The 20,122-nt window shown below is 61.4% G+C and carries 17 protein-coding genes; 6 read left to right on the top strand and 11 right to left on the bottom strand.

The window, feature by feature from the left end; genetic code table 11:
- The first annotated feature begins 30 nt into the window (after positions 1-30).
- Positions 31-501 (top strand): hypothetical protein, encoded by a 471-nt coding sequence (locus AC5O5R_RS04970; protein ID WP_172221534.1) that lies wholly within the window; start codon positions 31-33, stop codon positions 499-501.
- 80 nt (positions 502-581) lie between these two features.
- Here AC5O5R_RS04970 and tadA read toward each other — a convergent pair whose 3' ends face one another.
- Together tadA and AC5O5R_RS04960 are read right to left on the bottom strand one after the other, a co-directional pair.
- Positions 582-1,064 carry a tRNA adenosine(34) deaminase TadA gene (gene tadA / locus AC5O5R_RS04965; protein WP_172221537.1) on the bottom strand — a complete coding sequence of 161 codons (483 nt, stop codon included), beginning with the start codon at positions 1,062-1,064 and terminating at the stop codon, positions 582-584.
- The gene (locus tag AC5O5R_RS04960) at positions 1,064-2,446 is read right to left on the bottom strand and encodes a multicopper oxidase family protein (protein WP_172221540.1); all 1,383 of its coding nucleotides are present in this window, start codon (positions 2,444-2,446) and stop codon (positions 1,064-1,066) included. The genes tadA and AC5O5R_RS04960 overlap by 1 nt, the downstream gene beginning before the upstream one ends.
- A gap of 195 nt (positions 2,447-2,641) precedes the next feature.
- Between AC5O5R_RS04960 and AC5O5R_RS04955 the strand changes: the two genes are divergently transcribed.
- Positions 2,642-5,347: a dermonecrotic toxin domain-containing protein gene (locus AC5O5R_RS04955; protein WP_494515021.1), complete on the top strand. Its 2,706-nt coding sequence runs from the start codon at positions 2,642-2,644 to the stop codon at positions 5,345-5,347.
- 60 nt (positions 5,348-5,407) lie between these two features.
- Here the strand turns inward: AC5O5R_RS04955 and guaA are convergent, their stop codons facing one another.
- From guaA to AC5O5R_RS04935, 4 genes are all read right to left on the bottom strand, one after another.
- On the bottom strand, positions 5,408-6,985 hold the full coding sequence (guaA, locus tag AC5O5R_RS04950; RefSeq protein WP_172221546.1) for a glutamine-hydrolyzing GMP synthase: 1,578 nt from the start codon (positions 6,983-6,985) through the stop codon (positions 5,408-5,410).
- 222 nt (positions 6,986-7,207) lie between these two features.
- Complete coding sequence (gene guaB / locus AC5O5R_RS04945; protein ID WP_172221549.1) at positions 7,208-8,677, bottom strand: IMP dehydrogenase; 1,470 nt, start codon at positions 8,675-8,677, stop codon at positions 7,208-7,210.
- Between the two features lie 86 nt (positions 8,678-8,763).
- Entirely contained in the window at positions 8,764-9,321 is a 558-nt protein-coding gene (locus AC5O5R_RS04940; protein WP_172221552.1) for a sugar ABC transporter ATPase, read from the bottom strand.
- 51 nt (positions 9,322-9,372) lie between these two features.
- Positions 9,373-10,128, bottom strand: coding sequence for a sulfite exporter TauE/SafE family protein (locus tag AC5O5R_RS04935; protein ID WP_172221554.1), 756 nt, complete (start codon positions 10,126-10,128; stop codon positions 9,373-9,375).
- Between the two features lie 97 nt (positions 10,129-10,225).
- On the opposite strand from AC5O5R_RS04935, the gene AC5O5R_RS04930 reads away from it, so the two are divergent.
- The 4 genes from AC5O5R_RS04930 (at position 10,226) to leuA (ending at position 15,404) form a co-directional block, all read left to right on the top strand.
- Positions 10,226-11,104 carry a LysR family transcriptional regulator gene (locus tag AC5O5R_RS04930; protein ID WP_172221557.1) on the top strand — a complete coding sequence of 293 codons (879 nt, stop codon included), beginning with the start codon at positions 10,226-10,228 and terminating at the stop codon, positions 11,102-11,104.
- 105 nt (positions 11,105-11,209) lie between these two features.
- On the top strand, positions 11,210-12,589 hold the full coding sequence (gene xseA, locus AC5O5R_RS04925; protein ID WP_494515020.1) for an exodeoxyribonuclease VII large subunit: 1,380 nt from the start codon (positions 11,210-11,212) through the stop codon (positions 12,587-12,589).
- 3 nt (positions 12,590-12,592) lie between these two features.
- On the top strand, positions 12,593-13,420 hold the full coding sequence (locus AC5O5R_RS04920) for a M23 family metallopeptidase (protein WP_172221562.1): 828 nt from the start codon (positions 12,593-12,595) through the stop codon (positions 13,418-13,420).
- 310 nt (positions 13,421-13,730) lie between these two features.
- On the top strand, positions 13,731-15,404 hold the full coding sequence (leuA, locus tag AC5O5R_RS04915) for a 2-isopropylmalate synthase (protein WP_172221565.1): 1,674 nt from the start codon (positions 13,731-13,733) through the stop codon (positions 15,402-15,404).
- Positions 15,405-15,570: 166 nt separating this feature from the next.
- On the opposite strand, the gene AC5O5R_RS04910 is transcribed toward leuA, so the two are convergent.
- The 5 genes from AC5O5R_RS04910 to zwf form a co-directional block, all read right to left on the bottom strand.
- Complete coding sequence (locus AC5O5R_RS04910) at positions 15,571-16,299, bottom strand: monalysin family beta-barrel pore-forming toxin (protein ID WP_494515019.1); 729 nt, start codon at positions 16,297-16,299, stop codon at positions 15,571-15,573.
- A gap of 26 nt (positions 16,300-16,325) precedes the next feature.
- A complete protein-coding gene (locus tag AC5O5R_RS04905) occupies positions 16,326-17,054 on the bottom strand; it encodes a monalysin family beta-barrel pore-forming toxin (RefSeq protein WP_172286860.1) in 729 nt (242 codons plus the stop codon).
- A gap of 87 nt (positions 17,055-17,141) precedes the next feature.
- Positions 17,142-17,822 (bottom strand): bifunctional 4-hydroxy-2-oxoglutarate aldolase/2-dehydro-3-deoxy-phosphogluconate aldolase, encoded by a 681-nt coding sequence (locus tag AC5O5R_RS04900; protein ID WP_172221574.1) that lies wholly within the window; start codon positions 17,820-17,822, stop codon positions 17,142-17,144.
- Between the two features lie 17 nt (positions 17,823-17,839).
- Entirely contained in the window at positions 17,840-18,580 is a 741-nt protein-coding gene (gene pgl / locus AC5O5R_RS04895) for a 6-phosphogluconolactonase (protein WP_172221576.1), read from the bottom strand.
- Positions 18,552-20,021, bottom strand: coding sequence for a glucose-6-phosphate dehydrogenase (gene zwf, locus AC5O5R_RS04890; protein WP_494512142.1), 1,470 nt, complete (start codon positions 20,019-20,021; stop codon positions 18,552-18,554). Before zwf ends, pgl begins: the two co-directional genes overlap by 29 nt.
- Positions 20,022-20,122 lie beyond the last annotated feature (101 nt).

Genomic DNA, 20,122 nt, shown 5'->3' with positions numbered 1-20,122 from the left:
ACCCACGTGCATTCAATCATGGAGAGGATCATGAGCAAGCTGACTTATTTGCTGTGCGCGCTACTTCTCAGCAACGTTGCATATGCCGAACAATCGGCTCAAAGCGTCAACGGCCAGCTGCACCTGAAGAAGAAAAATCAGTCCGTCGCCTGCACCACGTTCGACATCCAGGAGCGAAGCGCGGCCTACATGGGCAACTACCCTTGCAAAAACGATGAAGTTTATGACTTCAAGCTGGAACAGGCAGCAAAACACTCGGTGATCATTCTCGGCGCGGATAACCCCAGGGGTGCTAAAGATTGCCCGCTGGATGACTGGCTTTTCTACCTGGAAGTTACCAGTGATACGCCCCTGGACACCGAGTGGACCTCGATCGCAGATCTGAAACTCAAGAAGACAGGTGAAGACGTCCTCCCGGGCCTGAAAATGCAGAAAAACGATTATGATCACGGGAACATTGCCGGAAAACTTTCTTGCGTAAACACGCTTCCACCCCGTTGAGCGACACCCTGCCCCCTGTTCTGTTCCACCACCGACAGGGGGCATCCTCCCGCCACTTCACAGAGCGACGGTGACAGACTTCATGAATTCTTCGCCCGACGCGCCCTGAAGAATTCACTCAGGATCTGCCCGCACTCCTCCGCCAGCACGCCCCCCTCCACCATCACCCGATGGTTCAGGAAGCCCTGCCCGAAAAACTGGCCTTGGCTCTGCACGATGCCCGCCTTGGGCTCCAACGCCCCATACACCACCCGCATCACCCGCGCATGCACGATCAGCCCGGCGCACATGCTGCACGGCTCCAGAGTCACGTACAGGGTGCTGCCCGGTAGACGATAATTGCTGGCGGACTTCGCCGCCGCGCGCACTGCCACCATCTCGGCATGGGCACTAGGATCGCTATCGATGATCGGCCGGTTGAACCCCTGGCCGATCACCTGGCCATGCTGGACCAGCACTGCACCCACCGGCACCTCGCCCAGAGCCGCACCCGCGGCGGCCAGGTCGAGCGCCAGGCGCATGAATTCCTGATCGCGGCTACGATCGATGATCTGCGGACGCATCAGACCACCGCGATCGCGGCCATCAGGCCGGTTTCCATGTGGTCGATGACATGGCAATGGAACATCCAGGTGCCCGGATTATCCGCCACCAGCGCCACCTGGGCGCGCTCGTTCTTGCCCAGCAGGTAGGTGTCGGTGAACCACGGCTCGGTGATGTCGTGGCGGTTGGAGGCGATCACCTTGAAGCTCATGCCGTGCAGGTGGATCGGGTGCTGGTACTGGGTCATGTTCTTCAGCTCGAAAATGTAGCTCTTGCCCTTCTGCAGCGTGGCTATCGGCCGGTCCGCGCAGGTCTTGTCGGTGATGTCCCAGGCCTGGCCATTGATCTGCCACAGGCTCGGCGGCCGGCCGTTGTCGGTATCCACCGAGACCTTGCCGACCCACTCGAAATTGAAGTTGAGCTTTTCGGCATTCTCCAGGTCCGGCTCGGCCACCGGGTTTGGCGGTAACGCGGCTGGCCAGTCGCTTGGCGCGGCATTGCTGGCAACCGACCGCAATGTGCCCAGGCGCACGAAACCGTCACGCAGGGAAATTTCCTCCCCAGGCTGGGGTATGCGAATCGCCAGGCAGATACGCATGCCCGGGCCCAGCCAGTAGTCGTCGTCGAGTTTGCGCGGCGTAACCGGGTTACCATCGAGGGCGTAGATCATCGCCTCGCAGTTGCCCTTGAGGTTGATGCGGTAGGTCCAGGTGTTGTCGAGGTTGAGCAGGCGCACCCGCACCACCTGGCCGGCAGGCAGCTCAGTCACCGAATCGGCCTGGCCATTGATGGTGATCAGCCGGCCAGCAGTACCATTACGCGCCGCCTCGCGGGGGATGCTGAAGGGCAGCCAGGCGCCCTGCTCGTCCACGTGCCAGTTTTTCAGGCTCAAGGTGCGTTCATGCTTGAAGCCGGTCGGCTCGCGCTCCTCGACGATCAACGGGCCGACCAGACCACGGCCCAGTTCTTCGGAACTGCTGACATGCGGGTGGTACCAGTAACTGCCGGCGTCCGGTACGCGGAACTTGTAGTCGAAGTACTCGCCCGGCTTGACCGGCAACTGCGACACATAAGGCACGCCGTCCATTTCCAGCGGCAGGCGGATGCCGTGCCAGTGGATGGTGGTCTCGACCGGCAGGTGGTTGATAAAGCGTACCCGCAGCCACTCGCCCTGCCGCACCCGCAGTTCGGTGCCCGGCGCCGATGGGCCGAACGCCCAGGCCTCGGTCTTGAAACCCGGTACCAGCTCTACCTCCAGGGGCGCGGCGATCAGCTCGTAGTCATGCCCGGCATTCTCGTCTTCGACCTTGCCCAGCCAATAGCGCGCCGCGCCACCGGCGCCCAGGCCAACCACAACCAGGCCGGTGAGGCCTTTGAGCATTTGTCGACGGGTGAAGGACATCGGTGCGGGTACCTCATGTTCTGCGCAATCAAGCTGCCAGCAGTGGCTGGCGATGAAGGGCGAATACGATACACCTGCAAATGGGAAAGATTAAGTGAACTCTCCGGATTGCGCCTGCCTGGAGCGTTAATTACCGCCTGTTTGCCAGCCCCCAAGCGCACGCTGCGGCCCTCATCAAGCCGTGTGAGATCGCCCATGCTTCTTTCCGATACGCAGCAACAGGACCTGAAAACACTCCAGCAAATCGCCATGAAGCTGAGTACCGCCTGCCCGGACATGCTGCAGATGGCCCGCGACACGGCCCTGACGCTATTGGCCGAACATCAGCTCGACGACCTGGAGCCAGACCAGGTGTACTTTCATCGCTTCCACCAGGCCACCAGCAGTCCGCGCACATTCACCGGCTGGCAACATGACACCCAACCCTCTCAAACCCTCACCCTTGTCCAGCTGGTCATGCGCCGCTTCAGCGTTGCCGAGCAAGACGCCAGCGACCTGCTAAGCACTTACTGCGGCTTCTACAGCAAGGGGCCGGGCGAGGCTGCCTATGACGAGCGCAACGAGATCAGGCTGTTGCCAAAGGATGCGCTCGACTACTTCTGGAGCATCGATTTCAGCAGCCTCTTCGACCAGCGCGCCCGCGATTTCTGGACCCGACATGGCGACGATTACCGCACGCTGGCAAAAGCCACATTCCTGGTCAAGGCACTCGAAACCCAGGCGCATGCGGGCAACAAGGCCTTGGCCGCCCGCGTTCGGCTGGCCGCCGAGGCCTTGGCCGGAAAGCGCGACGGCGCACCCACCCTGGCGCATCTGCAGCAAACGAATCTGCCGCCGGCAGGCATGAAGGTCCTTGCCTTCAGCCTCGGCGAGCGCATTTCCAGCGACATCCTCAGAATCGTCATGGCTGACGGCTACCAGCTGCTGTATCTGCCCGGTGAGGCCGAGGCGTTTCGATTGTTCGCCAACGACCGCGAGCTTCACGCCTGGGTCCTGGCAACCACCCTGACGCCTGCCGGCAAAGCACGCCTGACCAGCCACTTCCCGCTTGCCTGCCATCAAGAGTCCTCGTTGATCAAGGTCGCGGACTACCTCGCTCACTGGACCAACACCGGCTTGGCTGCCCTGCTCGACCTGATGAGGCGCCAGTGGGATGCGCTCGAGGTGGGCGGGATCAACACCCTCGGCAAACCCTTGCATATGGACGCGTTCAGCTATCTTCACAAGGCTGCCCAGCAGCGCATGACCGACGATGCGGAGTTGGCGCTGCGCTCCAACGCAGACCTGCGCAAGCAATTGTGGCTCGGCTACCTGAGTGCCGCCAACACGGTTTTCGGGCCCCTGACAGCGCTGGCGTGGCCGGTAGCATTGGCAGGAGTGGGCGCCGGGCTGGTCGAGATCGGCCTGGATATCGATCAAGCCATCAACGGACATACCAGCGCTGAACGCCAGGCAGGCGTGCAAAACGCCATCTTTGCGGTGATCAACACCCTGATGATCGGCCTCGCAGGGGCCACTGACGCCGGCGCGCCAGCCTCCGAAACGGGCGCAGCTGGCCCGGCCCTCGAACCGCCGATCGCGCCTGACCTACCCGTAGAGCATGATTTCCCCGAAGAATTGCAGCCTGCGACCCCGCAAGAAATCGAGACCTGGGTGCCCAAGGCATTCCAGCCAGGCGAGCTGGACAACCAGTTGCAGGCCCTGCAAAGCAACGACATCGTGGCAACCAAAGCGGGCAGAGGGCCGCTGGAGGGCGTACACCTGCAAAACGGCAATTTCTATGCAATGGTCGGCGACCTGACTTATCAGGTGCGCTTTATCCATGAACTGGAGACGTGGGTTATCGTCGACCCCGAAACGCCATTCTCTTTCCGCCAGGCAATTCCCATCGTCAGGGATGTCGATGGCCGCTGGCAGCCCCATGAGCGTATGGGCCTCAAAGGTGGCACGCCGCGCTTTCTGCTCAAGGCCTGGGGGCGTCTACGGCCAAGGCCGCAACTGCCCCCTTTGACACTGGAGCTTTATGATATTGCCGAGCCAGAACGGTCCGAGTTGAAACCTTTCGCGCTTACTGGAGCAGGCGCACAACTGATGCGAGACCCATACGGCAGCCCTCTCAACAGGGCATATCATCAAGCGCTTGGGCAGATGACACGCGACGTGGAAATTTTCTATGACCAGCTCCGACTGCCAGAGCGCCCAGCGATTCCCAATATCCCGCAAGGGGCTGATGCTCGGCAGATAATCGGTAGCCTGTACGAAGAGCACCAAGGGCTGGTGATGGGTGAGTCGCACATCGAGGATGGCGCAAGGCAGTTCTTGACGAGGAATATGAAGCAGTTCAAACGCCAAGGGGTCAAGGTGCTGTACTCCGAGCACTTCATGGTCGATTACCAACAGGCCGACATGGACATGTTCAACCGAACAGGCGTACTGCCGGCAGACTTGAAAACCTACGTGGAGACCTGGGACGAAACTGCGGCGGTGCAGTCCAACGATCCCGTTCATTACACCCTCAAAGGCATGCTGTACGAGGCTTACAGCCAGAACATCAGAGTGCAGGGCATTGACAGCATGCTCAGCTACCGTATGGGCTGGGAAGAGCTCCCGCCTTTTCCTGCTCCCCGACAGCGCATGATGAATTACGCTGCTCAGCAGATCATCACTGCCGACCAGACGCAACGCGGAACATCCAAGTGGGTGGCGCTCATGGGCAACAGCCACGCCAATCTGTTTGAAGATGTGCCCGGCGTGAGCGAACTGCAGGGTTGTATCGGCTTGCGCGTGGCGCGCGCGGGTGTCGGCCAAACCTTGGATATCGGTATTGATCCCGGACTTGGTGTTGATGGGGGCTTTGTGCGCAGCGACTTGCTGTTGAGTGTCCCGCCAGTGCGCAGCTGATCGGAGCAATCCATTTGCCCGATAGCACAAGGGCGCCTTGCGGCGCCCTTGTGGCTCAACTCATTCCCACTCGATGGTGGCCGGCGGCTTGCTCGACACGTCGTAGGTAACGCGCGAGATGCCTTCGATTTCGTTGATGATGCGGCCGCTGACGGTCTCAAGCAGCTCGTACGGCAGGTGTGCCCAGCGCGCGGTCATGAAGTCCACGGTCTCGACGGCACGCAGGGCAACGACCCAAGCGTAGCGACGGCCGTCGCCAACGACGCCAACCGACTTGACCGGCTGGAATACCACGAACGCCTGGCTGGTCTTGTGGTACCAGTCGGCCTTGCGCAGTTCTTCGATGAAGATGTGGTCGGCGCGGCGCAGGATGTCGGCGTATTCTTTCTTCACTTCACCGAGGATCCGCACGCCCAGGCCCGGGCCCGGGAACGGGTGGCGGTAGACCATGTCGTACGGCAGGCCCAGCTCCAGGCCGATCTTGCGCACTTCGTCCTTGAACAGTTCACGCAGCGGCTCGACCAGCTTGAGGTTCATTTCCTCTGGCAGGCCACCGACGTTGTGGTGCGACTTGATCACGTGGGCCTTGCCGCTCTTGGCGCCAGCCGACTCGATTACGTCCGGGTAGATGGTGCCCTGGGCGAGGAACTGGATGTTGTCCAGCTTGCTGGCTTCGGCATCGAAGATGTCGATGAAGGTGCGGCCGATGATCTTGCGCTTCTTCTCCGGGTCGGCTTCGCCTTCCAGGTTATCGAGGAACTGCTTTTCAGCGTCGGCGCGGATTACCTTGACCCCCATGTTCTCCTTGAACATGGCCATTACCTGGTCACCTTCGTGCAGGCGCAGCAGGCCGTTGTCGACGAATACGCAGGTCAGCTGGTCGCCGATGGCACGGTGCAGCAGCGCGGCAACCACCGAGCTGTCGACGCCGCCGGACAGGCCCAGCAGGACGTTGGCCGAACCGACTTGCTGACGCACCTGGGCGATGGCGTCTTCAACGATGTTGGACGCAGTCCACAGGGCTTCGCAGCCGCAGATATCCTGCACGAAGCGCGACAGGATGCGACCGCCCTGCTTGGTGTGGGTCACTTCCGGGTGGAACTGCACGCCGTAGTAGCCGCGCGCATCGTCGAACATGCCGGCAATCGGGCAGCTCGGGGTGCTGGCCAGCACGTGGAAGTCGCCTGGCATCTGGGTAACCTTGTCGCCGTGGCTCATCCACACGTCCAGGCCCAGTACGCCGTCAGCGTCGATGTGGTCTTCGATGCCATCGAGCAGGCGGCTCTTGCCGACCACATCTACGCGGGCATAACCGAATTCACGCAGGTCGGAACCTGCAACCTTGCCGCCCAGCTGCTCGGCCATGGTCTGCATGCCGTAGCAGATGCCCAGCAGCGGTACGTTCAGGTCGAACACGGCCTGTGGCGCGCGCGGGCTGTTGGCTTCGTGGACCGACTCGGGGCCGCCGGCGAGGATGATGCCGCGCGGGTTGAATTCGCGGATCGCTTCATCGTCCATGTCGAACGGGTGCAGTTCGCAGTACACGCCGATTTCGCGCACGCGGCGGGCGATCAGCTGGGTGTACTGGGAACCGAAATCGAGGATCAGGATGCGGTGAGCGTGAATGTCGAGGGCCATGACTCAATCTCGTCAGTGGAAATCGGAAACGACGCGGGGCTGTAATGACAGCCCCGCATGCTGATGTTGCTGGGCTTCGTACGAAATGTGCCTGCGCGTCGATCATGCTGCGTTGAAAACAGGCTCGGAATGCTCATTTGCAACCAGCAAACTCCGCTTCCTCGCCTGTTTTCGCCTTGCCTGATCGCCGCTCGGCTACATTTCGTACGAACCCAAGAAGCCTCAGCCTACGCGGTAGTTAGGGGCTTCTTTGGTGATCTGCACGTCATGCACGTGGGACTCGGCCATGCCGGCACCAGTGATGCGTACGAATTCCGGCTTGGTGCGCATCTCTTCGATGGTTGCGCTGCCGGTGTAGCCCATGGACGAACGCAGGCCGCCCATCAGCTGGTGGATGATCGCGGCCAGGGCGCCCTTGTAAGGCACACGGCCTTCGATGCCTTCCGGTACCAGCTTCTCGGCGCCGGCCGAGGAGTCCTGGAAGTAACGGTCGGACGAGCCCTGCGCCTGTGCCATGGCACCCAGCGAGCCCATGCCGCGGTAAGCCTTGTAGGAACGGCCCTGGAACAGTTCGACTTCACCCGGGGCTTCTTCGGTACCGGCGAACATCGAACCCATCATCACGCAGGAAGCACCAGCAACGATGGCCTTGGACAGGTCACCGGAGAAGCGGATGCCACCGTCGGCGATCAGTGGCACGCCAGTGCCTTCCAGCGCTGCGGCAACGTTGGCGATGGCGCTGATTTGCGGCACGCCGACACCGGCAACGATACGGGTGGTGCAGATCGAGCCTGGGCCGATACCGACCTTGACCGCGTCAGCGCCAGCTTCGGCCAGGGCCTTGGCGGCGGCGCCGGTGGCGATGTTGCCGCCGATCACCTGCACTTGCGGGTAGGTTTCCTTGACCCAGCGAACGCGGTCGATCACGCCCTTGGAGTGGCCGTGGGCGGTGTCGACCACCACCACGTCAACGCCAGCGGCAACCAGCGCGGCAACGCGCTCGCCGGTGTCCTTGCCAGTGCCGACGGCGGCGCCGACGCGCAGGCGACCCTGGTCGTCCTTGCTGGCCAGCGGGTAGGCCTTGGCTTTTTCGATGTCCTTGACGGTCATCATGCCCTTGAGGCTGAACTTGTCGTCGACGATCAGGACTTTTTCCAGGCGGTGCTTGTGCAGCAGCTCGCGGACTTCGTTCTTGTCGGCGCCTTCGCGCACGGTAACCAGACGCTCTTTAGGCGTCATCACGTCGCGTACCTTGGCATCCAGGCGGGTTTCGAAACGCACGTCACGCGAGGTGACGATACCGACCAGGTCGCCGTTTTCCAGCACTGGAACACCAGAGATGTTGTTCAGGCGGGTCAGGTCGAACAGGTCACGCACGGTGGCGTCGGCATCGATGGTGATCGGGTCCTTGACCACGCCAGCCTCGAACTTCTTGACCTTGCGTACTTCGCCGGCCTGCTGATCGATGGTCATGTTCTTGTGGATGATGCCGATGCCGCCTTCCTGGGCCATGGCAATGGCCAGACGCGCTTCGGTCACGGTATCCATGGCAGCGGATACCAGCGGAATGTTCAGCTCGATGCCACGGGTCAAACGGGTCTTGAGACTGACTTCATTGGGTAGTACCTCGGAATAGCCAGGTACAAGGAGAATATCGTCGAAGGTCAGGGCTTCTTGGCTGATACGCAGCATCGCGGGGGCTCCCGGGCGGGAAAAATGGAAGCGCGCCATTATACTCATCCACGGCGCGCCGCTCAATGCAAAATAAGGGCCTTCGGTCAGCCTTGTGGCAGTTTTACCTGCACAACGGTCACCGGCTGGTCGAGCCAGTCGGCGAAGCTGTCGAGAAAGGCCTGGGTAAACCCGGCCTCGCCCCAGTTGTTGAAGATGAACCCGAGGTTGGAAAAGGCACATGGCTGCAGGTAAATGAAGCCATTGATGTCATCTTCATGACCGCAGAGCGGGCAGGTAAAGTTGTCGCTCACTGCCGGCATCCACTCTTCCAGGCTTTCGAACAGCGGCTCGCCCACTTCACGCCGGCACTCCGGGCAGCCAGCCTCTTCGAGGAAGCCCTCGGTGGGGGTATAAATGCAGCGCTTGAGCATCACCTCCAAGCCGTTGACCGGTTCGCCGAACGGTAGCTTGTCGGGGTGCAGGGCGACTTTGCGGGCACCGGCGGCCAACGCGTGGCCCATCCGGTTGCCGGTGCGGCCACAGGTGGTCAGTTGCTCCTCGACCACCTTCTCACGTACCAGCCAGCGCAGGATGGCGCGGCTGCGGGCCTCATGCGCCGGGACGGTAGACAGCTTGGGGACGATGATGCTCTGGGTGTTCATGAAAGAGGCAAGCCTGAAAAACTGCGGTAATGGCGCAATTCTACCGCCTGCTCAAGCGCTGAGGTAGCGACCTATCAGCGCCAGGCCACTGGCCAGTACCAGCCAGGTGACCAGACGCACGAAGGCTTCGCGGGACAGCCTGTGGGTAAGCCTGCGCCCGACCCACAGGCCGACGAACATTACCGGCAACAGGCAGGCGGCGAGCAGCAGCAGGCTCTGATCGGCATACACACCGGCGATCAGGAACAGCGTCAGGCGTACGACCGTGCTGCAACTGATCAGCGCGCTCTGGGTGGCGCGCACTTGTTCCTTCGCCTGCAGCCGTGCACTCAGGTAGAGCGCATAAAGGAAGCCACCACTGCCGAACAACGCGCCGAACAGCCCGCCTGCCGTGCCCATCGGCACCGCCCAGAAACCGGACAGGTTCGCCGGCCGCACCTTCACCGCCAGGCCGTACAGCGCATAGGCCGTGACAAACACACCCATCAACAGCAATAACAAATCAGACTTCAACTGCAGCAGGAACACCACACCGAACGTGCAGCCTATGGCCATGAACGGCAGTAGCCGTAGCAACTCACTGCGCACCACATCGCGGCGCGACGGCAGCAGGTTGCCGAATGCCGCGACGAAGTCGAGCAACACCAGCAGCGGAATGATCCGTGACAGCGGCATAAAGTGGATCAGTACCGGGCCAGCCACCAGCGCAGTCCCGAAACCGGCGATGCCGAAGACGATGTAGGCAACCCCGACACCGAGCAGGATGGGCAGCCAGTCAAGGCCGGAAAAAGACAGCTGGGCGATCATGGCAGCAGTTCCTGGGAAGACAGACAAAGGTTAGCCAGCAGCGAGCCATGCCGACTAATATGCCTTTATCGACAAAGCCATCTCGAAAAGGCATGACATGACGTCGATCCGCCAGTTGCGTTACTTCGTGGAAATCGCCGAGTGCGGGAGCTTCAGTGGCGCCGCCGAGCGACTCTACGTAGCCCAGTCGGCGCTGAGCCGGCAGATCAAGGAGCTGGAGCAACAGTTGGGCACTCCGCTGTTCGAGCGTACCGCGCGCCTGCCGCGCCTGACGCTGGCGGGGCAGGCCTTCCTGGAGCGGGCGCGGCGTTTGCTGGCTGACCTGGCACAAGCGGAGCGGGTTACCCGCGATATTGGCGAAGGGTTGCAGGGCAGCCTGCGCCTGAACCATTCAAGTACCGTACCGCTGACCGGCTCGCTGCTGGCTCGCCTGGGCGGCTACTTGCGCGATAACCCTGGGGTTGCGCTGGAGATTGCTCAGCAGTCGTCGGAGGCGCAGCTGGAGGATATTGCGGCGGGGCGTCTGGATATCGGCCTGCTGCGTTTGCCGGTGTTGCGCCAGCATGAGGGCGTGGTGCTGCATGAATTGTTCAGCGAACCGTTGTTTCTGGCCGTTTCGGCTGGGCATCCGTTGGCTGGTGCAACGCAGGTGAGGCTGGAGCAGTTGCGTGAAGAGCGTTTTATTTCCATTCCGCACCGCGACCGTGGCGGGCTGAGTTACCTGTCTGCCTCCCTGTGCATGGACGCGGGCTTTTTCCCGCAGGCGGCACAGGTGCTGTCGCGCAAGACGACGCAGTTGCAACTGATTCAAGCCGGATTTGGCGTGGCATTGTTGCCGGCATGCATGCGTGAGATCGCCCCGGTTTCGGTCAGCTTCGTGGCACTGGAGAGTCGCTGCATGAGTACCGTTGCGCTGGCCTGCCGGCGAGAAGCGGGGCAACTGGCGCGGCACTTCACTGGTGCCATGTGGCAGTGACCGCCGCCGTCACATTACTTGTTTGCCATGCCAGGCAAGTGTAATTCGGGCAACTCAGTTAGTACTGCTTGAAGCTCGCCACCCGCAACTGCGATGATGCCGAGCATGATCAGAGACCCCTTCGAACGACTCGGCCTGGACCGCGAGGTCCTTACCGTCAGCCAACTCAACGGCCGCGCCCGCGTGCTGCTGGAAGACGTGTTCCGCAGCGTGTGGGTAGAGGGCGAGATTTCCAATCTCGCCCGCCCCGCGTCCGGGCACATGTACTTCACCCTCAAGGACAGCGGCGCCCAGGTGCGCTGCGCGCTGTTCCGGCAGAACGCCACGCGTGTGCGCCAGACCCTGCGCGATGGCCTGGCTGTGCGGGTGCGCGGCAAGGTTTCGCTGTTCGAAGGGCGTGGCGACTACCAGCTGATTCTCGACACCGTCGAACCGGCCGGCGACGGCGCGCTGCGCCTGGCGTTCGAGGCCCTGAAGGAAAAGCTCGGTGGTGAGGGGCTGTTCAGCGCCGAGAGCAAGAAGCCGCTACCGGCCCACCCGCAGCGCATCGGCATCATCACCTCGCCCACCGGCGCGGTGATCCGCGACATCATCAGCGTGTTCGGCCGCCGCGCGCCGCAGGTGGAACTGAACCTGATCCCCACGGCAGTGCAGGGCCGCGAAGCCATCGCGCAGATCGTGCGCGCCATCCGTCTGGCCGACAGCCTGGGTTTCGACGCACTGATCCTGGCCCGTGGCGGTGGCTCGCTGGAAGACCTGTGGTGCTTCAACGAAGAAGCCGTGGCGCGGGCGGTGGCTGCCTGCGTCACGCCCATCGTCAGTGCGGTGGGCCATGAGACCGATGTATCGATCAGCGACTTCGTCGCCGACGTGCGTGCGCCCACACCGTCTGCCGCCGCCGAGTTGCTGGCCCCCGACAACAGTGGCCTGCAGCAACGCCTGGAAGGCCTGCAACGGCGCATGCTGCTGCGCATGCAGAACCGCCTGACCCACGACCGCCTGCGCCTGGAATCACTGACCCGGCGCCTGCGCCACCCCGGCGAGCGCCTGCGGCAGCAGGCCCAGCGCCTGGACGACCTGGACATGCGCCTGCGGCGCGCCTTCACGCTCAACCTCAACCAGCGCCGCGAACGCCTGGCACGCCTGGATACCCGCCTGGCCGCGCAGCACCCGGGGCGCACCCTGAAACTGCTGAACCAGCGCCTGGACAGCCTGGCCGAGCGCCTGCCACGGGCCATGCGCGAAGTGCTCAAGGACCGTCGCCAGCGCTTCCAGGCGCAATTGCAGACGCTGCAAGTGGTCAGCCCGCTGGCCACCCTCGCCCGCGGCTACAGCATCCTGCTGGATGAACAAGGCCAGGCGATACGCAGCGCCGAACAGACCCGCAATGGCCAACGCCTCACCGCCCGCCTGAACCAGGGCGAGCTGCTGGTGCGGGTTGAAGACAACCACCTGACCCCGGTCACCCTCTCACTACTGGACTGACACATGCCCCGCCTGTTCGCGCCCTTGCTTGCCCTTTCCCTGCTGCTACTGGCTGGCGGCGCCCAGGCCAGCTACATCACCCGCACACTGAACAAGCCGGTACCCGGCGGTGTGGCGGTGATCGACCTCGGCCCTGCCGCCAGCGCACCCAGTGCCCGCTTCGACGGCAAACCGGTGCTGGTGGTAAAGGAACAGGACAACTGGCTGGCCATCGTCGGCATCCCGCTGACCCAGAAGCCCGGCACCGCCCTGCTGAGCCAGGGCGGTCGCACCCTGCCGTTCACGGTCGGCAGCAAGCAATACCCCGAGCAACGCATCACCCTCAAGAACACCCGCCAGGTCAACCCGAACCCGGCCGACCTCAAGCGCATCGACCGCGAACTGGCCGAGCAGATCAAGGCATACCGCAGCTTCAGCCCGTCCCTGCCGAGCAACCTGATCCTCGACAAGCCGGTCAGCGGCCCGCTGTCGAGCAAGTTCGGCGTGCGCCGCTTCTTCAATGGCGAAGAACGCAACCCCCACGCCGGGCTGGACTTTGCAGTGCCGGCCGGCACGCCGATCAAGACCCCGGCCAACGGCAAGGTGATCCTGGTGGGGGACTACTTTTTCAATGGCCGTACCGTCTTCGTCGACCATGGCCAGGGCTTCATCAGCATGTTCTGCCACATGTCGAAGATCGATACCCAGGTAGGGCAACAGCTGCGCCGCGGCGATGTGGTCGGGCGCGTGGGCTCGACCGGGCGGGCTACCGGGCCGCATATGCACTGGAACGTCAGCCTGAACGATGCTCGCGTGGACCCGGCAATCTTCATTGGTGCCTTCCAGCCCTGAGCTTTGGGTTGCGCCAGCGAAAAATACCGCGCAACAATCAATAAGCACCCAGAAAATCCCTGCCATAAAATCTCGCAAAACCGACTTTTTTAAGCATTCCTCTCAATTTCTGCCGAACGCTTGCCATCCCCCACCTCACTGGTTAAGTTTGGAAGCATGAAAACCTTCAGCACCCTCATCCTGCTCCGACAACATCGCAGCCTCTGCCTGGTCAGCGCCCGACTACCAGGCTGAATCGCGTCGCCTCGCCTCTTCACCTCGTTATCGCTCGGCAGGCCCGATCTCGGCCGCACACAAAAGGATTGCTTCCATGACCATGCTCAAAGACCCTTCGAAAAAATACCGCGCGTTCCCGACCATCGACCTGCCTGACCGTACCTGGCCGTCGAAAACCATCACCGAGCCGCCAATCTGGTGCAGCTCCGACCTGCGTGATGGCAACCAGTCGCTGATCGAGCCGATGGATTCGGAGAAGAAACTGCGCTTCTGGAAGACCTTGGTGCAGGTTGGCGTGAAAGAAATCGAGGCTTCGTTCCCGTCCGCTTCGCAGACCGACTTCGACTTCGTGCGCACCCTTATCGAAGACGGCCATATCCCGGACGACACCACCATCCAGGTGCTCACCCAGGCCCGTGAAGACCTGATCGCCCGCACCTTCGAGTCGCTGCGCGGCGCGAAGAAGGCCATCGTCCACCTGTACAACGCCACCAGCCCGTCGTTCCGCCGCATTGTCTTCAACCAGGACAAGCAAGGCGTGAAGGACATCGCAGTGAACGCGGCCAAGCTGTTCGTCAAGTACGCTGCCCAGCAACCGGACACCCAGTGGACCTTCCAGTACTCGCCAGAAACCTTCAGCGCCACCGAGCTGGAGTTCGCCAAGGAAGTCTGCGATGCGGTCATCGAGGTGTGGAACCCGACGCCTGAGCACAAGGTCATCCTCAACCTGCCGGCCACCGTGGAAGTCGCCACGCCGAACATCTACGCCGACCAGATCGAGTGGTTCTGCCGCAATATCAGCCGCCGCGACAGCGTGATCATCAGCCTGCACTGCCACAACGACCGTGGCACCGGCATCGCTGCCACCGAACTGGGCCTGATGGCCGGTGCGGACCGCGCCGAAGGCTGCCTGTTCGGCAACGGCGAGCGTACCGGCAACGTCGATCTGGTGACCCTGGCGCTGAACCTCTACACCCAAGGCATCGACCCGCAACTGGACTTCTCGGACATCGACGGCGTGCGCAAGGTTGTCGAAGAGTGCAACCAGCTGCCGGTGCACCCGCGTCATCCCTACGTTGGCGATCTGGTTCACACCGCGTTCTCCGGCTCGCACCAGGATGCCATCCGCAAGGGCTTTACCAAGCAGCAAGAAGGCGAGCTGTGGGAAGTGCCGTACCTGCCGATCGACCCGGCCGACATCGGCCGCAGCTACGAGGCGGTGATCCGCGTCAACAGCCAGTCGGGCAAAGGGGGCATCACCTATCTGCTCGAGCAGGAATACGGCATCAGCCTGCCGCGTCGCATGCAGATCGAGTTCAGCCAAGTGGTGCAGGGCGAAACCGACCGCCTGGGCCTGGAAATGACCGCCCAGCAGATCTACAGCCTGCTGCACAAGGAATACCTCCAGGCCAACGCCCCATATGCGCTGGTCAGCCACCGCCTGCAGGAAGAAAACGGCCACAGCACCGTGGAAGTGGAAGTTGCCGGTGAAGGCGAAACCACGCTGCACTGGCGCGGCAAGGGCAATGGTGCCCTGGAAGCGCTGGTAGCCGGCCTGCCGATTGCCGTGGAGATCATGGATTACAACGAGCATGCCATTGGCGCGGGTACCAACGCCAAGGCTGCGGCCTACATCGAACTGCGCGTCGCTGGCGGCCGTCCGGTGCACGGTGTGGGTATCGATGAAAACATCACCACGGCCAGCTTCAAGGCGCTGTTCAGCGCGCTGAACCGTTCGCTGAGCCAGCAGGAAGCCAAGGCGGCCTGAGCCGTGCTGCAATGAATGAAAAAGCCCGCATCCTGTGATGCGGGCTTTTTTATTTACTGCCCTATTGTGGTAAACCTGCCGCACAACCAACGCGCCATCTGCAGGTGTAGCGCAGTAGTACCAAGCGAGTAGCCATCCGCCAATGGCGGGTTGCTCATGCCTTTCTTCAGTAATGACACCCGGGAAGATTACGGGCCTTCCAGTCGAAGGCAAAACGGCCACTATTGAACTCTGCATTGTATCCGTCCATGAGGGCGGCAATCTGTATCTCTCCCCAGCCCAGCGGCGCAATAGAGTATTTTGAGGCAACAGCAACGGTGGTTTCACTGGCCAGCGAAGTCAGGAAGAACAGGTCTTCGCGATTTTTGATTTTTTGGCACTTCGAATACTCGAAGAAATCCCCAAAGTTACCTGCCGACGTCACACAATGTGCATAGACATAGTGCAACTGGTAGATATTAAACACTCCTGGGCCTTCCATTTCAATTTTACGCGTATTGACCGTAGACCCGTAAATCCCCTCACTGGAACTCGACGTCAACTTGCCACCGATCACACACCCCAGAAAACCAGACCCCAGACCAATTTCCGTTTCCAATGTTGAAGTGAATGTCGAGCTATACCCCTCGGTTACAGCCACGTCCTGTATATATTTGACGCTACTGGGCACACGTACGGTATTCAAATGCGCCAGGTAAGCCAAGACCGGCGTACTGTATGTCGCCCAATTCTGCGGCCCCAGCTTCATGTCGCCATAGACGGTTTTATCATATATCCAGCAACCGGCGTTGACTGCACCGTCACCACCAAGCAAATAATTCTCAACCTCATAAGACCCGCGCTTGTGCGGAAAGTCTCCGATGTCCTTGACCATTGCCTTGTCAATAAAGCTCATATCATCTGATTTCCTGTCAAGTATTGTTATTTATATCGATAGAAGGGAACATCTCGTGCAGCGTAGTCAAACTGAAGTACACCCAGCCCTGCCCGCTCAAGCACTGCCTGCTTTATAAGGGGCCAGCCAGCAAGCTCAACAGCCTGCGATTCATCGACTGCAACCAGGCTACTGGTGGCGGTTGCGGACACAAGCACCTGTTGCCCGCCCACATCGCAAAACGCACCTTGGAGTTCTTTGCTTATTTTGTTTGCGAGCAGGCAATGGGCGTAAGCGATATTCACCTGATAAATCAGATATGCCGCACTACCGTTCAAATACACATCGCGCACGTGCTCGCTGGGTTCGCCCCACAACACATGAGCAGGCAAATCAGTGACAATGCCGGACAATGAATTTGCCCGATTAACGCCCGCACTGATTTTGAACGCGCACCCGATATCGCCCATGAATTCCCGACCAAGCCCACACCAGTAATGCTGCCGGCTTACATATTGATCAGAACGACTCTCCTGCACCCGGGAGCAATAAGAAAGGTAGGCAAAAGCGGGGCGGGTATAGCACTCGACAGAAACACCGTTCACTTTAATGCTGCCAAAAACCGTTTTCCCGGCAACCCAACTCCCCGCTTGCAAACCCTGCGCACCATACAGGTGGCGCTCAATCTCATACGACCCTTTAAATTCATGTTCGTGATGACTGATCACCGTTAGTTCCCCTGTTACCGAAAGAGGTACAAACTTAACGGTCGACAACACGCTCCTTCAGCAGGAATACTTTCTTGCAGGCGAAAAAAAGGGCGCCGACCAAGCGCCCCACAAGCCGTAAAGCACACAACAAATTCAGTTGGCGTCCAGCAGCGCCATCGCCTCCGCGCTGCACGCCTCGATCCGCGCCCAGTCGCCGTTCTTGATCCAGCTGCTGTCGAGCATCCAGGTACCACCCACGCACATCACATTGGGCAAGGCCATGTAATTGCGGACATTGGCCGGGTTCACGCCACCGGTCGGGCAGAAGCGGATATCACCGAACGGCCCCCCAAAGGCCTTGATCGCCGCCACGCCGCCACTGATTTCCGCCGGAAACAGCTTGAACCGGCGATAGCCCAAGGCATAGCCCATCATGATTTCGGACGGCGTGCTGATACCCGGCAGCAATGGAATTTCGCTGTCTACTCCCGCCGCCAGCACGTCCGGAGTAATGCCCGGTGTAACGACGAATTGCGCACCTGCCGCCTCAACAGCGGCGAACATGCTGCGGTCCAGCACCGTACCGGCGCCGACGCACAGCTCCGGGCGCTGTTCGCGCAGCACCTGGATGGCCTTCAGGCCGTGCTGCGATCGTAAGGTCACTTCCAGGGTGCGGATGCCGCCAGCAGCCAGCGCATCAGCCAGCGGCAGGATATCTTCCTCACGGGCGATGGTGATCACCGGCAGGATGCGCGCCTTTTTGCAGATGGCGTCGATCCGTGCGGCTTTATCGGCCATCGAGAGCAGGGCCTGTGGGCGTTCGAGGGTGGTCATGACTGTAGATCCTTGGCTCATGGGCACCAGTAGATGTCCAGGGGGTCGTGAAGAAAAGCGCGAATCGGCATTTCGGTAAGGTCGTTGCCACCCAGCGCGGCGCGCAGGGTAGCGAGTTTGCCCTGGCCTTGCACGGACAGCGCGATGAAGGCGGCACTGGCCAGCAGCGCGCGGGTCATCGACAGGCGCTGGTGCGGCACGCCAGGTGCCAGCATCGGGAGGCAGCGGCGTGAGCTCGCCAGGTCCAGGCCTGCTTTCAGCTCGGGGCTGGCGGGGAACAGCGAGGCGGTATGGCCATCGTCACCCATGCCGAGCACCAGCACATCGATCACCGGCAGCGCAGCCAAAGCCTGGTCGGCCTTGAGCGCAGCGGCATCCAGGCTTTCAGCCTGCTGGTACAAGCCAACGAAGCGCGCCTTGGCCGCCGGCCCCTTGAGCAGGTGACGGGCCAGCAGGCCGGCGTTGCTGTCAGCGTGCTCCACTGGCACCCAGCGTTCATCGGCCAGGCTGACGGTGACCTTTGCCCAGTCCAGGCTCTGGCCAGAAAGTTTCTCCAGGAACGGCACCGGGCTGCGGCCGCCGGACAACACAACGCAGGCCTCGCCCTTGGCCGCAACGGCCGCACGCAGACGTTCAGCGACGTCATTGGCCAGAGTCGTGGCCAAGGTGTTGGCGTCGGCCAGGGCGTGTGCCTTCACGTCCGCTGGCAGTTTCAGTTCGGTTATCGCCTCAGATGTCGCCATACCAGGCCCTCCCATCGCGAGTGATCAGTGCAATCGAGCTCATCGGCCCCCACGAGCCTGCCGCATAAGGCTTGGGCGCATCGCCCGCGTTCCGCCAGCCGGCGATCAGCTGGTCGCACCACTTCCAGGCGTACTCGATTTCGTCCTTGCGCACAAACAGGTTCTGGTTGCCGCGCATCACTTCGAGCAGCAGCCGCTCGTAGGCATCCGGAATCCTTGTACTGCGCCAGGTGTCGGAAAAATTCAGCTGCAACGGGCCGCTGCGCAGTTGCATGCCCTTGTCCAGGCCCTGCTCCTTGGTCATCACCCGTAAAGAAATGCCTTCGTCCGGTTGCAGGCGGATGATCAGCTTGTTACCGATTTGCAAACGCTGTTCCGGGGCGAAGATGTAGTGCGGTGTTTCCTTGAAATGGATGACAATCTGCGACAGCTTCTGCGGCATGCGCTTGCCGGTGCGCAGGTAGAACGGCACGCCGGACCAGCGCCAGTTGCGAATGTCTGCGCGCAGCGCGACGAAGGTTTCGGTGTCGCTCTGGGCGTTGGCGTTGTCTTCTTCAAGGTAGCCAGGTACCGGCTTGCCTTCGCTGTAGCCGGCAATGTACTGGCCACGCACCACACGCGTGCTCAGCCCATCGCCGGTGATTGGCGCCAGGGCCTTGAGCACTTTTACCTTCTCGTCGCGAATGGCATCGGCAGACAGTTCGCTGGGCGGGTCCATGGCGATCAGGCACAGCAGCTGCAACAGGTGATTCTGGATCATGTCACGCAGCTGGCCGGCCTTGTCGAAGTAGCCCCAGCGGCCCTCGATGCCGACTTTTTCGGCAACCGTGATCTCCACATGGGAGATGGAATTCTGGTTCCACTGGGTTTCGAACAGGCTGTTGGCAAAGCGCAGGGCAATCAGGTTCTGCACCGTTTCCTTGCCCAGGTAATGGTCGATACGGTACACCCGGTTTTCCGGGAAGAACCGCGCCACGGCATCGTTGACCCGGCGCGACGATTCCAGGTCGTGGCCGATCGGTTTTTCCAGCACCACCCGGGTGCGTTGGGCCAGCCCGGCCTTGTCGAGGTTTTCGCAGATGGCCCCGTACACCGCCGCGGCAGTGGCGAAATAGGCGATCAGCGGTAGTTCGCCTGGCAGTTGCCCGGCCAGCGCCTGGTAACCCTCGGGTTGCAGAAAATCCAGGTGCTGGTAGCCCAGGCGACCCAGAAAGCGGCCCAGCGCAGCAGGCTCGATATCCGCCTCGGGCACATGCCGGCGCAAGTGTGCTTCGATAGTGTTCAGGTGGTCCTGCGCACTGCCTGCCTCGCGGGCCAGCGCCAGCAGGCGGGTATCAGCGTGCAGCAGGTTGGCACGGTCGAGTTGGTAGAGCGCAGGAAACAGCTTGCGCAATGCCAGGTCGCCCAAGGCGCCAAACAGGGCAAAGGTGCAAGGTTCGACACTGATCGCAGCCATGATGTTGGTTCTTTCCTAAAGTTGTACTAGGAATACCGCTTTCACATACGGTTTTCAAGGGTAAATGTAGTAAAAACCACAACATTACCCACAAGTGTTAC

The sequence above is a fragment of the Pseudomonas sp. 8_5_2 genome, assembly GCF_059295255.1.
The sequence above is the reverse complement of the archived record's forward strand: the minus strand, read 5'-3'. Positions and strand labels throughout refer to the sequence as shown.

Bases quoted from the DNA above. Each gene is read 5' to 3' on its own strand.
- AC5O5R_RS04970 (WP_172221534.1), top strand. From the start codon at position 31: ATGAGCAAGCTGACTTATTTGCTGTGCGCGCTACTTCTCAGCAACGTT.
- tadA (WP_172221537.1), bottom strand. From the start codon at position 1,064: ATGCGTCCGCAGATCATCGATCGTAGCCGCGATCAGGAATTCATGCGC.
- AC5O5R_RS04960 (WP_172221540.1), bottom strand. From the start codon at position 2,446: ATGTCCTTCACCCGTCGACAAATGCTCAAAGGCCTCACCGGCCTGGTT.
- AC5O5R_RS04955 (WP_494515021.1), top strand. From the start codon at position 2,642: ATGCTTCTTTCCGATACGCAGCAACAGGACCTGAAAACACTCCAGCAA.
- guaA (WP_172221546.1), bottom strand. From the start codon at position 6,985: ATGGCCCTCGACATTCACGCTCACCGCATCCTGATCCTCGATTTCGGT.
- guaB (WP_172221549.1), bottom strand. From the start codon at position 8,677: ATGCTGCGTATCAGCCAAGAAGCCCTGACCTTCGACGATATTCTCCTT.
- AC5O5R_RS04940 (WP_172221552.1), bottom strand. From the start codon at position 9,321: ATGAACACCCAGAGCATCATCGTCCCCAAGCTGTCTACCGTCCCGGCG.
- AC5O5R_RS04935 (WP_172221554.1), bottom strand. From the start codon at position 10,128: ATGATCGCCCAGCTGTCTTTTTCCGGCCTTGACTGGCTGCCCATCCTG.
- AC5O5R_RS04930 (WP_172221557.1), top strand. From the start codon at position 10,226: ATGACGTCGATCCGCCAGTTGCGTTACTTCGTGGAAATCGCCGAGTGC.
- xseA (WP_494515020.1), top strand. From the start codon at position 11,210: ATGATCAGAGACCCCTTCGAACGACTCGGCCTGGACCGCGAGGTCCTT.
- AC5O5R_RS04920 (WP_172221562.1), top strand. From the start codon at position 12,593: ATGCCCCGCCTGTTCGCGCCCTTGCTTGCCCTTTCCCTGCTGCTACTG.
- leuA (WP_172221565.1), top strand. From the start codon at position 13,731: ATGACCATGCTCAAAGACCCTTCGAAAAAATACCGCGCGTTCCCGACC.
- AC5O5R_RS04910 (WP_494515019.1), bottom strand. From the start codon at position 16,299: ATGAGCTTTATTGACAAGGCAATGGTCAAGGACATCGGAGACTTTCCG.
- AC5O5R_RS04900 (WP_172221574.1), bottom strand. From the start codon at position 17,822: ATGACCACCCTCGAACGCCCACAGGCCCTGCTCTCGATGGCCGATAAA.
- pgl (WP_172221576.1), bottom strand. From the start codon at position 18,580: ATGGGAGGGCCTGGTATGGCGACATCTGAGGCGATAACCGAACTGAAA.
- zwf (WP_494512142.1), bottom strand. From the start codon at position 20,021: ATGGCTGCGATCAGTGTCGAACCTTGCACCTTTGCCCTGTTTGGCGCC.